Here is a 15296-nt window from a genome sequence, read left to right as displayed (position 1 = left end):
TTATGAAAATTAGCTTTATTAATAGGGTATTGGCGGTAATAAATATTGTTTATATTGGGATTATATTTGCTTTTTATGTAAATAACACATATCAAGAAGGAAGATTCCATAATGATAGAGTAGAGTTTGTTTTTTGGTATTGGGTTATTCTTTTGATTATTGAATTTGCTGTGTTTTGGCTTTATGGAGGGTTTTTAAAAGAGAAAAAAGGGGTGGAGCTTACAAATAAGGATAAGATTTTGATTGGCTTAATGCCACTTGTAACTATTATTTCTACACTGTTTGTATATGATGGTTTGAGAAATAATGTTGTATTGCTTCTTGTAGGCTTAGCTTTAAATCTTGCGATTCCGATTTTGCTTTATGGGGATTATAGGCGAAAGTTTATATTAAAAATACAAGAGGTGGAGAAAGAAAAGATAGAGCCTGTGGAGAGAGAAAAGATAGAGCCTGTGGAGCAAGAAAAGATAGAGCTTAGAGAATATCCTGTAAGTGCTAATCCATTTTGGCAATCGGTTTCTAAGCTTATATTGGTAATATCTTGTATAGGGCTTGTATTTGTTTTTATAGCAGCATTTATGGAGCCTTTGCTTTTTATTAATATCCCATTTATTGCTTTGTATCTTTATTGTGGGTTTAAATTCCTTTATAAGACTAAAAGAATCTATTTGTATTTTTTGTTTGGCATTATTAATAGGCTTATTGAGAATATACCACAACAAGCTTTTGAGCAAAACATAAATCTAGCTACAATTACTATTTTATGGACAATAATAACAATGGCAATACCTGTGGTTGAGTTTTACAAATACAAAAAGGGTAAATATTACTAATTGTAAATGATTTTAATGGATAAGGAGTGTAAAAAATGAAACTAATCATACTTCCACAAAAAACACAATACGATGAAAAAATCTTTTTGTTTGATGAGAATATGGCAGTTTGCGAAAATGGGAAGATTCTTTATTATGACAATTTAGGACATTTGCACGGCACAAATTATGAGTGTATTTTAGATTCTATTACAGAAAATACTCCTGCAGAAGAAATAAAAAAGAAAATCATCAATTTAGAAAATATCTTGATTGATTTCTTTATAGTTAATCTCATAGAAAATACAATAAACAATGAAAGATTTGATTTAATAGATGAGGATACTATTAGCTACAAAGGTTTTTTAATTAATTTAGAAACACTCGAAATTAGAGGAAGTGCAATAGAATTGAAAAGCAAAGATGAAATAGAAGCTTATTTTGAAGCAAATAAAATGCTATATAGCCCAGAGGGCGAAGTCCAAAAATCTATTAAAGCTATTATCCAAGCAGTTTATAGACAAAATATCGATAACTTTGTAGATTACGAATTTCTTAGAAATTTTTTGGAAGAAAGATTGTAGAGTAAAATCTACTTCAATCTCCTATCGTCAAAAATGACGACCTTAGATAAATCCTGCTTTGGTGGGAAGTGAGAGTGATTATTTCCAAAATGGAAATAGTTGGAGTTTTAATCTTAGTCGTCAAAAATGACGACCTAGAATCAAGCTATAATTAATGGGCTTTTTTGTGCTTTTTGCTTTTGTCTATCTTATAAGCCTTGTATGCTTGATAACCTGCAATAATTAAACAAATGGTTAAAAAACCGCTTACAATATATTCGCCTATCATTTATCTATCCTTTTTTGTGCGTAAATGCAGAAAGCCATTAATGAGATACTACCAATTACAATGTAGATATTGTTTGGAGTAACACTCCCACTAAGCAACGCATAATTACCATTAACAAAAAGACCAAGACCTATATTTTTTAATAACTCTAACATCTTAATCCTTTAAACTCTAAAATTATAACAAAAATTTTTTAAAAATTTTTTTGAACAGAATTGAAACATTATGAAATGATTAGAATTAATTAGAATTATATATTTATTTTTAGCTTATTATTTTGCCCTTGACAAATTTAAAAAAAATGTTAAAATCGCTTTCGCAATTTTCTCAATTGCTACGCTTAAATTTCTCACAAATCGAAATTTAATCTCACATTTAGAAAATCTTTGCTCAATTTATTTTATCTATCGATAAAATTTCATTCTCGCAAAGAAAGCTCCCATTTATAAATAGCATTTTTATTAAGAATCTTTTTAAAGGCTTTTAGAGTTAAGAGCTTTTTTAAATAATGATTTTTGTCCTTTCTTTAAAAATAGATTTTTTAAAAATTAGGGGTAATGCTTACTAACGCATTGATGTTGGTGTGGTAAGAGGACAAAAACGATATTTTAAAATGGATTAAATTTAGCTTGGGCGAAGCCTTTAAAAAGTTTCTTTAATAAATATGGAACTTGAAAAAGGGGTGGATTCTGCTCTTTTTGAAAAAGCTTAAAAAATCCCTATTTTATGGGTTTTAATGCTTCTATTAACTGCAAATTATGGTATAATTTAAGAAAAATTTAAGGGGTATAAATGGCACTTAGTGAGAGTGTGTATTTTGAAGCTAGAACAAAATATGAAACAGGGCAAAGTCTCAATTCCATTGCTAGAGATTTAAGAATCTCTAAATCTAATTTAGCAAGAATTGCAAAAAGGGAGGGTTGGGAGCAAGGAAAATATAAAGATTATGTGGAAGCAAAGATAACCATTAAAGAGCAAGAGAAAAAAATCAAGCAGGATTTGCAAAAAGAAAATGGAAACTATTATGATAAGTTTAGATTGCTAGATTCCATTGCATTAAATGAGGCAGAAAAGAGAGAACTTGTGAATAATGTTTCTATTCTCACACTTAAGAGGGCTGAATCTCTGCTTAAGAAAGGGACAATTAGAAAGCACATTAAAGTTAGCAATGGGGTTGCTGTGGGGGAGAGTTTAGAGAAAGTAGAGGAAGAGCTAACGCCTAGAGATTTGAGAGATATTGCGGATTTGGCAGATAAAGCCTCAATGACTTTAAAAGTTAATCCAAGATTTGCACCACAAATGCAACAAGTAATCGGTGCAAATGAAGTTAAGGTTATTGCTCCATTTGGGGACAAAATAGAAAAATAAGGGACAAAAAGGGACAAAAGCTATAATTTAAGATTGTTTTAATTTGTAGGAAGCGATTTGAGAGGTTTTTTTGAAGTGGGCAAGGGTAAAGGTATGCTAAAAATTGCAACTATTAAATGGTTTATATTTTGTAAGCTTGATAAATAGGGGGTTTAGAGGCTATCGTCAAAAATGACGACTTAAAAAAGAATCAAAAGGTGGGTAAATGGTAATTGACTTAAGAGGTATTGAGAAAGTTACAAATGAGAAATATATCCCTTATTATAATGGAACAAAAAGATATGAGGTTTTTTATGGTGGTGCTGGAAGTGGTAAAAGTAGATTTGTAGGGCAAAAAATAATTTATAAAATCTTACTTGAAAAAGGGCATAAAATCCTAGTGATTAGAAAAGTAGCAAACACTTTGCGTAATTCCTGCTTTTCTTTAATCAATTCCTACATTAATTCTTGGGGATTATCGGATTTTTTCAAGATTAATAAATCCGATATGAGCATAATTTGCACAATAAACAATAATGAGATTTTGTTTAAAGGTATCGATGACCCTGAAAAAATTAAATCTATTGATGGAATTACTTGCATTTGGATTGAAGAAGCGAGCGAGTTAAGTTTTGATGATTTCACACAATTAGATTTAAGGCTTAGAGGAATCACAGAAAATCCTAAGCAAATAATGATTAGTTTTAATCCCATTAGTGCAGAACATTGGTTAAAAAAGAGATTTTTTGATAAAGAATGCGAAGATACAAGCATTTTGAAAACAACCTATCTTGATAATAGATTCCTAGATGATGTGTATAAAAAAACTTTGGAGGATTTAAAAGAGAATAATCCTAGCTATTATAAGATTTATTGTTTGGGTGAATGGGGAAATTTAGAGGGGCTTGTATATGAAAAATATAAGATTGTAGATAAATTCCCTGATGATTTACAAATGGTAATCTATGGAGTGGATTTTGGGTTTAACGACCCAACTGCTATTATAAAAGTGGGATTTTATTATAATGAAGTATTTATTGATGAAGTGTTTTATAAAAGTGGATATACAAGCGGAGATGTGATTGATTATTTAAAGAGAGAGCATTTTTATTTGAGTAAGCTCATTGGTTTTTTTGAAACTGCAGAACCTGATAAAATAGAGGAATTTAAAAGGGCAGGATTTAGGGTAAGAGAAGCAAAGAAAAGCATTATTGATGGAATCAATGAAGTTAAAAAATACCGCTTAAATATCACAAAAAATAGTGTGAATGTGATTAGAGAAATACAGAATTACACTTGGGATAAGGACAAAAATGGAAAAATGCAAGATAAACCTATTGATTCTTATAATCACGCTCTTGATGCCATTCGTTATGCCATTTATACAAGTGCTAAACCACAAAATCCACAAAGCTCACTCTACAATTACCAAAAAATCGAGGGTGCTTGGTAATATTTTTAGAGTTTTGTTAAAAACTTTTGAAAAGCTTTCTATAATAAAGTGATAATAAATTTAATAGCTTTTGATTATATTTTGATGTTTCGTATTTTAGGTGTATAATGCCCTTAAAAAATGAGGTTTTATTTGAACACAAATCTTGCTTTTTTGATAGAAATGTTTAATGGCGATGTGTTTAAAACGCTAGTTGCTTGTGAAAAATTTGGGGGATTAAATATTTCAATCCCAAAAAAAACGCATAGGAAAATTTTGCTTAAAGAGCTAATAAAAAAAGGGGAGAGTTTGGAGGAGATTGCTAAAAAGACAAAGATTGATAAAGATACTTTGCAAGAGTATCTAAGGGAGGAATAATGCTAGATACTTCAAGTTTGCAAACTTTAATCCAAACTGCAAGAAATAGGCACGAAAAATATTTACCTAGTTTTAATGAACTCACTCGAAGCTATTTGGGTAAATATCGCAATGAAGTGATGGAGTTTTTACGCAAAAGGAATAAATCTCATATTTTTATCCCTGTATTGCCTAGCAAGACACGCAGGATATTAGCTAGTTTTCAAGAATCTTATTTTAGCAATGAGGATATTGTCAAGATAGAGCAAGTTTTAGAGGTTGCACAATTAGCACCGATTGTGGATAAAATTCAAGAAGCATTTAATCATTATACGCAAAAAGAAATGAAGCTTTTTAATCTACTCTCTAGCAATATGTTAGAAGCAATTATTTATGGAACTCCAATAATGCGTGTGTATTGGGCTGGAGATAAGCCAAAACTAGAAAACATTAATATTTATGATGTTTTCTTAGACCCTGATGCGACAAGCAATGAGGACTTAAATTATTTGGTGCATAATATTTACCTCTCTAAAGCACAGATTCTAAACTACATTAAGCTTGGAATCTTTACTCCAGAGAATGAAATCCAAAAAGAAACCGACATAAGCAGACTTTATAAGCGTGAGAAACTGCAAGAAGTGTATTATAAAATCAATAATCAATGGTATTTAGCAACACTTTTAGAGAATAACAAACTAAGAGATATACCTTTGAATGATGGAATGCCTTTTGTAATTGGGAATTTAATCCCACAAATTAGAGAATACAATGAAGAAGTAGTTAGACTTTATGGGGATTCTCCCATCGCTATTATTTTGGGATTGCAACAAGAGATTAATACAAGGAGAAATCAACAAATAGACGCTATTGATTTATCTTTGAATCCTAGAGTATTAATGGATTTAGCAGGAGGGATTGACCCATTGGCTTTTAAAAAAGGTGCAGGAGAGATTATTGCGTGTAATGACCCAAATAGTGTTAAATTTTTTACTCCTCCTAGTATCAATGAGGGAACTTTTGATGTGCAAAGATTGGATTTAGAAGCACAAGAAGCATTAGGGGTAACTGCGTATAATAGTGGAACGAACTCACAAATGCTAAATAATACTGCAACAGGGATTAGTGTTTTATCCGCTGAAGCAAATACAAGGATACAAAGCCTTATTAGAAGCTATAACGAGACTTTTATTGAAGTAATGTTTGCTAGACTTGCTAGTTTAATCTATAAATATGATACTAAATTTTTGGGAGATTTGGTGGTTAAGCCTCCTTTGGAGCTTATTGCTACAATTAATACAGGGCTTGGAGCTACAAATAAACAAGTGCAATTACAATCTTATGAGAAAGCTTTTGCAATGTTTGCACAAATACAGAATTATCAAGGAATGGTAAGAATTGTGCAAGATATGCTACCACTTCTTGGAATCAAAAACAAAGAGGATTATTTTGTAGGAGGAAACAATAATGGAGCTAACACTATCGGAGCTAACTACTTGCAAGAACAGCAAGGCATACCAATTTATAATCAAGGAGGCTTTTAAAAAATATAATTCTTATCAAATAAAAGCAATGAATGAGGAGAATCCCCAAAGAGCTAAAATAATGCTTGATAGGGCTTTTGGGATAGCAGAGTGTTTAAGCATTTTAGAAAATGCTTTGGATAATTTAAGTAAAAAAGAAAATGAAAATGTAGAATATAATTAAAAGGAATCGTATGGAAAATTTAGAAACTTTAAATCAAGCTATCAATGCTCCACAAACACAAGGAGATGGGCAAAATATTCAAGGACAAGGCAGTTTAGAACAAAATATTCAAGAGCCACAAGCACAAGGAAATGGGCAAATAGAATCAATTCCAAATGATGTGCAACAACAAGGTTTAAATGAAGTGCAAATGGAGCAAATATTGAATATCATTCAACAATCACAGATTCAAAATATTCAACAAAATGCTAAAGTGCAAGAGCCACAACAAAAAGGAGAATATGGAGAACTTGCTGAGGCTTTGGGGATTAGTGAATACAAAAAACAAGTTGATGAATTAAAGCAAGAGTTAGAGAAGTTAAACTCGGAGCGAAATATTATCAATGTTAAAAATTCTATTGCAGAAATGGAGGGTAGATTAGAAGGGTTTAAAGGGGAAGAGATTTTTAACTATCTCAATGAACTTAACAAAACTAATCCTGCAATGGCACAAGGGCTAGATAATCCACAAGGTTGGGAGATGATTTATAATCAGCTTAGAATGCAACAACTCACACAAACACAACAAACACAAAATCAAAGCATAGTCAATCAACCACAAGCTACACAAGTACAAAATAATCCTGATTTGATTTTGGCTAGCACGCAAAATCAAAATTTCGTCCCAAATGATTTGATGAACAAAATAAAAAGTGGCAATGCAACATACTCTGAAATGGGTAAAATCTTTGGATAATAGGGGGTGTTAGATGTGGGGTGCAATCGGTAATTTTTTAGGAAGCAGTGCTTTTGGTAATGCAGTTGGGCTTTTGGGTGCTGGGGCTAGTATCTATGGAGCACATAATCAACAAAAAATGGCTAAAAAAGAACTCGACTTCCAAAAAGATATGTATAATCAATGGAATAGCACAAGAATGCAGAATCAAAACAATATGAATAATGCTTATGATGATGTTTTTAATCAAAATAAAAAGAAAAATCAAGGTGGAATGCTTGGAAGTGGATTGTATGGGGGAATGCAATAAAGATAAAGGAGGCACACAATGGCAATGGGTGGTTGGTATAATGGATATAGAGTAAGTCCTGAACTCATAAGACAAGCTGGAGGTGGTGCGTGGAGTGAGGCTGGGAAGCAACTCACAAACCTAAGTGAGACTTGGAAGCAAGATAAACTAAGACAAAAACAAATGGGTTTATTGGATTTACAAGCAGAGGCACAAAAATGGGAAAATTCACAAAATCAAAAGTGGGGAGACAAAGAAAGGGAAGCTAAATATAATAGCGTAATCTTTAATAATCAAGACCAACAAATTAAAAATGCTTATACACCTAGACTTTTGGAATCTAATCTCTATGGGTCGAATCTAGATAATCAAAGAAAGCAACAAGAAAATAGAATTTTAAACAATTATGGAATGCTACAAGCACAAGCAGATTTAGAGAAAGCACAAGCAGAGGCAAGGAATGCTAGTAGTGGAGTGAATAATGGTTTAGCGGATTTTATGTTTAAAGAGCAATACAAGAATCAAAATCGACAAAATGAGAATGAATATAAGCGGTATTTGGATTTGATTGCAAACAATAGTGATAATTGGGCAGATATTCAAAAATACAAAGACCCTAATATAAGACTTCAAGCAATGCAGGATTTCTTTAATCCTATTAATGCTGGAAAAATTGGGGAGTATGATGATGGTTGGAATCTAATTGGTGCAAATGACCCTGAATCTTATACACCTTTGGGGAATTATGAATTAAGTCCTGAAGTAATGCGTAGGCTTGGAGTGGATTTGAGAGCATTGCAACAACAAGCACAACAAGCACAACAAGCACAAAATCAAGCAACACAGATTAAGCAAGAGCAATTAGAAAAAGCCTTGCAAAGAATTTATAAGGATTAAAAATGTTATTACTTGGTGGAACAAATTATATCGTAGATGTCGGGGGGGGGGGGCATTAGAGAATATGCTAATAAATTAACTTTAACTATGAGTAGTTATAATAACTATACACACAAACTTATAGGGAAAGAGATATTTGTTAAAGGAACATTGCCTTTATTTGGGAATCGAACCCACTATGAATTTGATGGAATAGTTACAAATGCAGATGTAAGTCTTGTATATACCCCAACAAGAAATTATTTTATTGGTCCTTATTGTAGAATATGGGTTTGCTTTGACGATGCTGGGTGTACTTGGAGACCACAAAATATTTCTGCTGCTTTTGAAGTGTATTATAATTAAAGAGGGAGATACTTAACACCCAAAGGGTGCTAGGGAAACCCTAGAAGCACTTGCTAAATATTATACAAAGTAGTATAATAATACGCAAGATACTTTTAAGTATCTTATTTGACTTCATATTTCTCCTTTCTATGCGAATTGGAGATTACAAAGCCAAAGAGGTTGCTGGTAAAATCCCTCTTTGGTTTGCAACCTCAAAAAGATTCTACAAAAAATCCGCTTAAGAAAAAAAGCAAAATCTATTATTATATCACATTTTAAAGGGAAAAGGCAGGGTAGTTTTTAGTCTTTTTTCATAATAAAATCGTAGTTATTTTTGATTAAAGGATTGTTATATGGGATTATTGGATTCTAATCTCTATTCACAACAAAAGAAATATATACCCAAAAATGAATTTCTTTCTCAAGCAAGTTTATTAAAAAATCAAGAGGAATTAGAGCAATACACTAATGCAGTAATAGCAAATAATAATGAAGTGCTAGGGGCAGAGCTTAAAGCTAAAGACCCTAATGCTTATAAAGCTTGGGAGGATTATAGCAATCACAATCCTAGTGGATTAAATTTAGAGCAGTTTCAAGAAGCAAGAAATAATCCAACAAAGCCTAAATCTATGGATATTGCAAATCCTTTGGGGATTGCTGGTGTGTTATTAGATAAAGCAGGATTAGTTCCTGATAGTGTCAAATATGGTTTAGATATGTCAAGAAATAGAATAGAGGGCTTTTTGAAAGATGGCTATAACTTCCTAACTGGCAATGAAAACTATCAAAATCCACATTATAAAGAGATTGAAAAAATAAGGGTAGCTTCTAAATATCAACCTAACCACACTACAACAGATAGAGTAATGCAAAGCTTAGTAAATTATGCGACTGACCCTATTGATTTAGCCACTACTTTTGTAGCACCTGCAAATATTGTAAAAGTAGCTAGTGTAGCTAAGGGAGCACAATACTATGCACCTATTGTTAAGAATGCTTTATATGCTGGAGTGGGAGGTGGATTAAATAGTGCAATCAATCCAAATAACTATAATGAGACAAAAGGCGATGTAGTAGCTGATATTGGGCTTAACACTGCATTAGGGGGTGTATTAGGTGGAGTGGGTGCAGGGCTAACAAATAGAATCTTTAATGGGAAATGGGTAGCACCTAAAAGCGATGTAATGCTAAGTGATAGCACACCTGCTACAAATATTGCTAATAATGCAATAGAATCTAATGCAAATAATGTATCGTCAAATTTGACGACTACTACTAATCCTATCTATCAAGCGATATTAGATAAACAAGCAAGGGATTTAGGCTTAAATCCTATCAACACAAATAACACTGCAGAAACTATTATAGAGCCTAATATCACAAACCCAACTAACAAGCCTTTTGGATTAATGGAGTATTACCAAAGCTTACCTGAAAATAATGCAACTTATCGCAACATTGTAGATTCTAAAATAAATGCTACAAATCCTGCAAATGAAAGCTTTGGAATGCTAGATATGGCAAGAATGCAAGATGAGATTAACAACAATATAAGGACAAATGCAAATGGAACAAACACTAATCTTGCTAATATGCCTAACAATACTAATAATTTACCTAAGCAAGTAATGGGAGATGGCTTTGTAATGGGCGAAGCTGGTAGAATACAACATTATAGCGATATGCCTATTAACCAAACAACGAAAAATAATTTAGGGGTAGATTTTGATTCTATCAAAGCAGATTTTACACAATTACAAAATACACACCCTGAACTTTTTAGCAATACAAATGCAGTAGCAAAATTAATGCAAAATATCAAAGATAATCCTGAATACTTTTTTAAGAATAATAGATTAGATATGCAACTTGTAGGCAAGTTTTTAGGGGATAATAGATTTGCAGAAATGGGAGTTGTAACACAAGGTAATAATGCTGGTAAAGTGGGGCATATTCTAGAAACTTCAAAAGGGGATAAAAGAATTAGAAGCCTTATAAAAAGGGAGGATAAGAATCCTTTGGCTGAGCCCGCCACCCTCAACACACTCTCCAATAGGACAGATGGGCGGAATGGTGCAAATGCACTTTCAAAGGATTTATCTAATTCTACCCCCATTACACCAAAAGAAAGCTTAAAAGCAGAAGATAATCTTAGCTTTGAATCTTATGTAAAATCTAAGGGTATGGAAATAAAAAATCTAACCGCTAAAGAATTAATCAAAGAACATAAAGCCTATAAAGCACAAGTGAGGGCAAACAATAAAGCAAACACTCCACAACCACAACAAGAGGAAGTATTCCAAAGTGCAGAGGCAAAACCCTATAACCAAAAAGCAATAGAGAATCTATTGGATAATATTAACAATTTAGAGAAAAAATCAAAAAGAACTAATGTTGAAAATCAAATTTTAAAAGGCTTAAAAGAAAGGCTAGTGTATGAAGTTAATAATAATCCTAAGTTAAAAGAGGTAATAGAAAATTATAAAAATGATACTGATACTTTGCAAACTAAATTTAATGCTCTTAAATCCCACCCAAGATATGAGGAACTTTTATCTATACAAGAAAATGTTTTAGCAAAAGATTTGGGCAAGAAATATCAACCTAATACTTATACTCAAAAGGTGATTCATACTGATAATGGTAGAGAAATAGTTAGCACACGCATACAAAGTGGAGAGCCTAATTATTATTATGATATGAGTTTATCCAAAGCAGATGTTAGCAATCTAAGAAAAGGTAAAATCACAGAAGAACTTTTAAGCAAACTAGAAAAAGATTTGGGGAACTTAGATAATAATCCAAGATATAGTAATGAAGCTTTGCCTAAAAGAGAACAAGAACTCTATAATGATTATTATAAATATCTAAAAGAATCTTATGATAGAGGGGAAGAGCCTGTTAGCCTTGAGGATTATAAAGAGGGGTGGGAACTTTTCAATGGTAAATTATCCAAGATAAGATTTAGAAATCCAAAGGTGCAACAAGAACACCAAAACCACCTCAAAGAGATTATCCAAAAAGTCAATGATAAAACAGAATCTAGCCTTAGTCTAAAAAACGCAACACAACTCTTTAAATCTATCAACAAAGATAAAGAGAATGATTTACTCTTTGATAGGATAATAGAGAGTGCAAAACAACTAGGGGTAAAAGTAGAAATCAAAAACAAAAACAAAGGCATTAGCACAAATGAAACGGGAAGCTATGATATTTATAAAAATCTAGCAACAATCTTTAATAACTTTGAAAATAAGATTCATCAAAGTGAGGATTTGCTCCACGAGCTTATCCATTCAACAACTGCAAGGGCTTTTAGAGCTAGTCCTGATTTGCTTACACCTTTGCAAAAAGAGGGGATAGCAGAACTAAAAGCAATTTATTCTAAAGCCATAGAGGGCAATAAAAAGCTAGGCAATGAAAAACTGCCTTATGGTTTAAGAAGTTTAGATGAGTTTGTAGCAGAGCTTTCTAACCCAGAGTTTAGAAATATCCTAAAGAAAAATCAAAGTGTATTTGATAAAATCAAAGAAGCTATTTCTAAAATCGTGCTAGGGATTAAAAATGCTTTTAAAATCAAGGGTAAAATCTATGAAAGCAATCAATATACAAGGGCTAAAAATGCTCTTTATAAGATATTAGATAATTATAATCCAAACTTTACAAAGCAATGGGATTCTAAAAAAATACAAGAAACCTTAGAAAATCTAAAATCCCAAAAAGAATTAAGAGGGATTTATAATGTAACTTATAATGGCAAAATGGCAACAATGATTAAAACCGATTTGGATTCTATTAAAGAGGGGATTATAAGGTATGCAATGGGGGATAGAAACAAAGGAGCAAAACATATTATAAAAGTGCATAGTGATTCTAATCAAATGGGCTATGTAACACCACAAGAAATAATCAATATGGGCAAGAATATAAGAGAATATATCAAAGAATACAAAGAGCCTTTTATCGATAGAAATGGTGCTAGGATTTATGAATGGTTTAATAGTAAAGGGGATAGATTTAGGATTGTAGTAAATAATGAAAATATTAATAGCATAGGGGCTAAGACAAACCTCCGCATTACCTCAACCTATGCTACTAATGATGAAATTATAACATTTTATAGCGATAGAAACCTTAAACTAGGTAAAACTTTTGAATTTAAAAATCAAGCAGTGAAACAAGCCTATGATGAGAAGTTTGGAATCCTAAAAAAGATAAGGGAGGATAGAGAGAATAAAGCTAATGCAGATTTTTTAGATAGACAGGATTTGACTAGGAATTTTGGATTTAAATATGATGAGGGGATTAATGCTAGATATGCTTATTTAAAAGAACAAAAGGCTAAGTATTTAAAAGGATTTGTAGATAAAATAAGTCAAAAATTTGTGAATAATGTTTGGTATAGCCCTATTGTCAATAAAGTTTTAGGCACACAAGCTTATCGCAATAAGCCCTTTTTGAATGCACTAGAAAACCACAAAAGAGAAATTTCTAAACTAGGCAATAACCTTAGTGAATTAAGTTTAATGCTAAATAAGGCTTTCACACAAGAGCAATTACAAAAACTCGCTAAATACCATATAGGTGAATTAGATGAAAAAGCAATAAGCCCTGAACTTAAAGCTTTTGCAGATACCCAAAGGGAATATATCAAACAAGCAGGTCAAAAGCTTGTGGAGTATGGGCTTTTAGATGAGAAAACATTTAAGGAAATGGGTAGCACTTATTTAATGAGAGAGTATGCAAGTAAGATTGATAAAAATATTATCACTAGATACTTTAAATCTCAAAAAGATGTGGGGATACAAGGTAGCAAACACAGAGGGGAAACAAAAGTTGTTTCACAAAGCACTTATGAAAAGATGAAAGAAGCAGGAGAAATAGGAAAATTCATAGAGGGCAAATGGGAAATGTATGATAGCTATAATGGAAAAATCCATTTACGCAGAGATTGGAGCAGAGAGCAAAGGGATAAATGGGGGCAGATTGATAACTATGCCTATAATCTACCTAGAACTTTAGATAAGATTTATAGGGATATTTATAGCTATCAATTCTTGGCTAACTTAAGTAAGGATTCTAATCTTGTATTAAATAAAAAAGGCTTAGTAGAAGCTCCACAAGGTTATGCAAGTTTGGAGGGTAAAAAGTGGGGTGCATTAAGTCGCTTTTATGTGAGAAAAGAAATTGCTGATAGCTTAAAAAGTGAGTTTTTAGCTATTGATGATGAGCTTAATAAATATATAAGAGCTTGGAGTAGTGCAGTTACTTTTTGGAAAAAAGGCAAAACCTCCTATAATCCAACAACGCACTTTAATAATACTATTAGTAATCTTAATTTGCTAATGATTAATGGGGAGTTTGGTGCAGTTAAGGATTATCTTAAAAATATCTCTAACTTTGGAGGCATATTAAGAGAATATAATAAATTTAAAGAAGCAAGGACTATTATAGAAAATAATCTTATTTCTAAAGCTTCCAAAGAACAAATTGCAATTTACAACAAATACAAAAATGATAATAATATGAAACTACTTAAAGAGCTTGATGATTATGGTATTTTTAATCGGAGCAACTTAAATGCAGTAACAGAACAAATCTATAAAGAAACAAAGGTAGATTTTAAAGCAGATAATAAAGCAATAGGAGTTCTAAAGGGAATTGATGAAAAGTTAAGCGGAATTTATAATGCAGAAGACGCATTGGCTAGATATGTGCTGGTAAAATCTTATCTTAAAGAGGGGTATAGTTTAGATAATGCAGTAGCTATTACTAATAATATTTTGCCTGATTATACTAAGCCTATTCCTGCGTGGCTTAGGAGAGCTGATAATTGGGGGTTAATGCCTTTTATTCGCTGGACTTATTATAGCACGCCAACTTTATTAAAGAGTATCAATCCACTCCAAAAGAATGCTAAGGGAGAGTATGCACCCATTAAAAAGCTTTTTGGAATGGCTGTTATGTATGGAATTTATGAGGGGCTTAATCAAACTCTAACTAATGGAGATATGCCAAATGGATATTATGGAAGTGAATTGCCAATATTTAGAATTGGCAATGATGTCCAAACAATTAGAATTAAATCTATGATACCTCATTTGGGATTATTAGAGTTTGCTTCACTAGGAAATATCAAGGGCAATATAATTCCTGAATTTTTTGCCAAACTTGCAACCAATGGAATCCCTCAACAACTCTTCCAACAAGCCCTCAATTATAATCTTGCTATGAATCGTCCTTATACAAGGAGAGAGGGTGCAAAAGGGGCAATGGATAGGGGAGTAGAATTATTTAATTTTGCTATGCCTGCGCCTTTTGGTAAAGGGGCAAATGCTTTGGTTAATTCAATAGAGCAAGATAAAAATAGAAGAAGTAAAATTTATAATGAAAGAAGCAGTTTAGAATCATTACTTAGCACATTGCTTGTTAATACAAAATCCTATAATATCAATGAGTTAAGGAAAAAATTAAAGCAGGAGGACTAATAGGCTTCTTGCCCACATTCTTGTAGAACTTCTTTTTCTAATTTCTCTTTTTGTTATTCAAAATTTTTTTCTA

Annotated in this window: 12 protein-coding genes; 11 read left to right on the top strand and 1 reads right to left on the bottom strand. The window is 32.0% G+C overall.

The window, feature by feature from the left end:
• Nucleotides 1-2: 2 nt before the first annotated feature.
• Together JJQ98_RS06925 and JJQ98_RS06920 are read left to right on the top strand one after the other, a co-directional pair.
• Nucleotides 3-833 (top strand): hypothetical protein, encoded by an 831-nt coding sequence (locus JJQ98_RS06925; RefSeq protein ID WP_151105112.1) that lies wholly within the window; start codon nt 3-5, stop codon nt 831-833.
• A gap of 35 nt (nt 834-868) precedes the next feature.
• Nucleotides 869-1396 (top strand): hypothetical protein, encoded by a 528-nt coding sequence (locus tag JJQ98_RS06920; RefSeq protein WP_054198725.1) that lies wholly within the window; start codon nt 869-871, stop codon nt 1394-1396.
• A gap of 264 nt (nt 1397-1660) precedes the next feature.
• Here JJQ98_RS06920 and JJQ98_RS06915 read toward each other — a convergent pair whose 3' ends face one another.
• Complete coding sequence (locus tag JJQ98_RS06915) at nt 1661-1819, bottom strand: hypothetical protein (protein WP_170252222.1); 159 nt, start codon at nt 1817-1819, stop codon at nt 1661-1663.
• Between the two features lie 637 nt (nt 1820-2456).
• On the opposite strand from JJQ98_RS06915, the gene JJQ98_RS06910 reads away from it, so the two are divergent.
• The 9 genes from JJQ98_RS06910 (at nt 2457) to JJQ98_RS06870 (ending at nt 15223) form a co-directional block, all read left to right on the top strand.
• Nucleotides 2457-3032, top strand: a complete 576-nt coding sequence (locus tag JJQ98_RS06910) for a hypothetical protein (RefSeq protein WP_054198726.1) — start codon at nt 2457-2459, stop codon at nt 3030-3032.
• A 205-nt stretch (nt 3033-3237) separates the two neighbouring features.
• Nucleotides 3238-4464 carry a PBSX family phage terminase large subunit gene (locus JJQ98_RS06905; protein WP_151105113.1) on the top strand — a complete coding sequence of 409 codons (1227 nt, stop codon included), beginning with the start codon at nt 3238-3240 and terminating at the stop codon, nt 4462-4464.
• A gap of 132 nt (nt 4465-4596) precedes the next feature.
• The gene (locus tag JJQ98_RS06900; protein ID WP_054198728.1) at nt 4597-4821 is read left to right on the top strand and encodes a hypothetical protein; all 225 of its coding nucleotides are present in this window, start codon (nt 4597-4599) and stop codon (nt 4819-4821) included.
• Nucleotides 4821-6344 carry a portal protein gene (locus JJQ98_RS06895; RefSeq protein WP_151105114.1) on the top strand — a complete coding sequence of 508 codons (1524 nt, stop codon included), beginning with the start codon at nt 4821-4823 and terminating at the stop codon, nt 6342-6344. The genes JJQ98_RS06900 and JJQ98_RS06895 overlap by 1 nt, the downstream gene beginning before the upstream one ends.
• A gap of 173 nt (nt 6345-6517) precedes the next feature.
• A complete protein-coding gene (locus JJQ98_RS06890; RefSeq protein ID WP_151105115.1) occupies nt 6518-7243 on the top strand; it encodes a hypothetical protein in 726 nt (241 codons plus the stop codon).
• Between the two features lie 13 nt (nt 7244-7256).
• Nucleotides 7257-7532, top strand: coding sequence for a hypothetical protein (locus tag JJQ98_RS06885; protein WP_151105116.1), 276 nt, complete (start codon nt 7257-7259; stop codon nt 7530-7532).
• An 18-nt stretch (nt 7533-7550) separates the two neighbouring features.
• Nucleotides 7551-8408, top strand: coding sequence for a hypothetical protein (locus tag JJQ98_RS06880; protein WP_151105117.1), 858 nt, complete (start codon nt 7551-7553; stop codon nt 8406-8408).
• A 36-nt stretch (nt 8409-8444) separates the two neighbouring features.
• Nucleotides 8445-8753 carry a hypothetical protein gene (locus JJQ98_RS06875; RefSeq protein ID WP_151105118.1) on the top strand — a complete coding sequence of 103 codons (309 nt, stop codon included), beginning with the start codon at nt 8445-8447 and terminating at the stop codon, nt 8751-8753.
• 335 nt (nt 8754-9088) lie between these two features.
• Nucleotides 9089-15223 carry a hypothetical protein gene (locus tag JJQ98_RS06870; protein WP_151105119.1) on the top strand — a complete coding sequence of 2045 codons (6135 nt, stop codon included), beginning with the start codon at nt 9089-9091 and terminating at the stop codon, nt 15221-15223.
• Nucleotides 15224-15296 lie beyond the last annotated feature (73 nt).

The organism is Helicobacter pullorum NCTC 12824, from assembly GCF_017979475.1.
GTDB classification, from domain to species: Bacteria; Campylobacterota; Campylobacteria; order Campylobacterales; family Helicobacteraceae; genus Helicobacter_D; species Helicobacter_D pullorum.
Note: the sequence above shows the minus strand (reverse complement) of the source record. Positions and strands in the feature narration are given on the sequence as shown.

Bases quoted from the DNA above. Each gene is read 5' to 3' on its own strand.
- JJQ98_RS06870 (WP_151105119.1), top strand. From the start codon at position 9,089: ATGGGATTATTGGATTCTAATCTCTATTCACAACAAAAGAAATATATA.
- JJQ98_RS06885 (WP_151105116.1), top strand. From the start codon at position 7,257: ATGTGGGGTGCAATCGGTAATTTTTTAGGAAGCAGTGCTTTTGGTAAT.
- JJQ98_RS06925 (WP_151105112.1), top strand. From the start codon at position 3: ATGAAAATTAGCTTTATTAATAGGGTATTGGCGGTAATAAATATTGTT.
- JJQ98_RS06875 (WP_151105118.1), top strand. From the start codon at position 8,445: ATGTCGGGGGGGGGGGGCATTAGAGAATATGCTAATAAATTAACTTTA.
- JJQ98_RS06880 (WP_151105117.1), top strand. From the start codon at position 7,551: ATGGCAATGGGTGGTTGGTATAATGGATATAGAGTAAGTCCTGAACTC.
- JJQ98_RS06890 (WP_151105115.1), top strand. From the start codon at position 6,518: ATGGAAAATTTAGAAACTTTAAATCAAGCTATCAATGCTCCACAAACA.
- JJQ98_RS06895 (WP_151105114.1), top strand. From the start codon at position 4,821: ATGCTAGATACTTCAAGTTTGCAAACTTTAATCCAAACTGCAAGAAAT.
- JJQ98_RS06920 (WP_054198725.1), top strand. From the start codon at position 869: ATGAAACTAATCATACTTCCACAAAAAACACAATACGATGAAAAAATC.
- JJQ98_RS06915 (WP_170252222.1), bottom strand. From the start codon at position 1,819: ATGTTAGAGTTATTAAAAAATATAGGTCTTGGTCTTTTTGTTAATGGT.
- JJQ98_RS06905 (WP_151105113.1), top strand. From the start codon at position 3,238: ATGGTAATTGACTTAAGAGGTATTGAGAAAGTTACAAATGAGAAATAT.
- JJQ98_RS06910 (WP_054198726.1), top strand. From the start codon at position 2,457: ATGGCACTTAGTGAGAGTGTGTATTTTGAAGCTAGAACAAAATATGAA.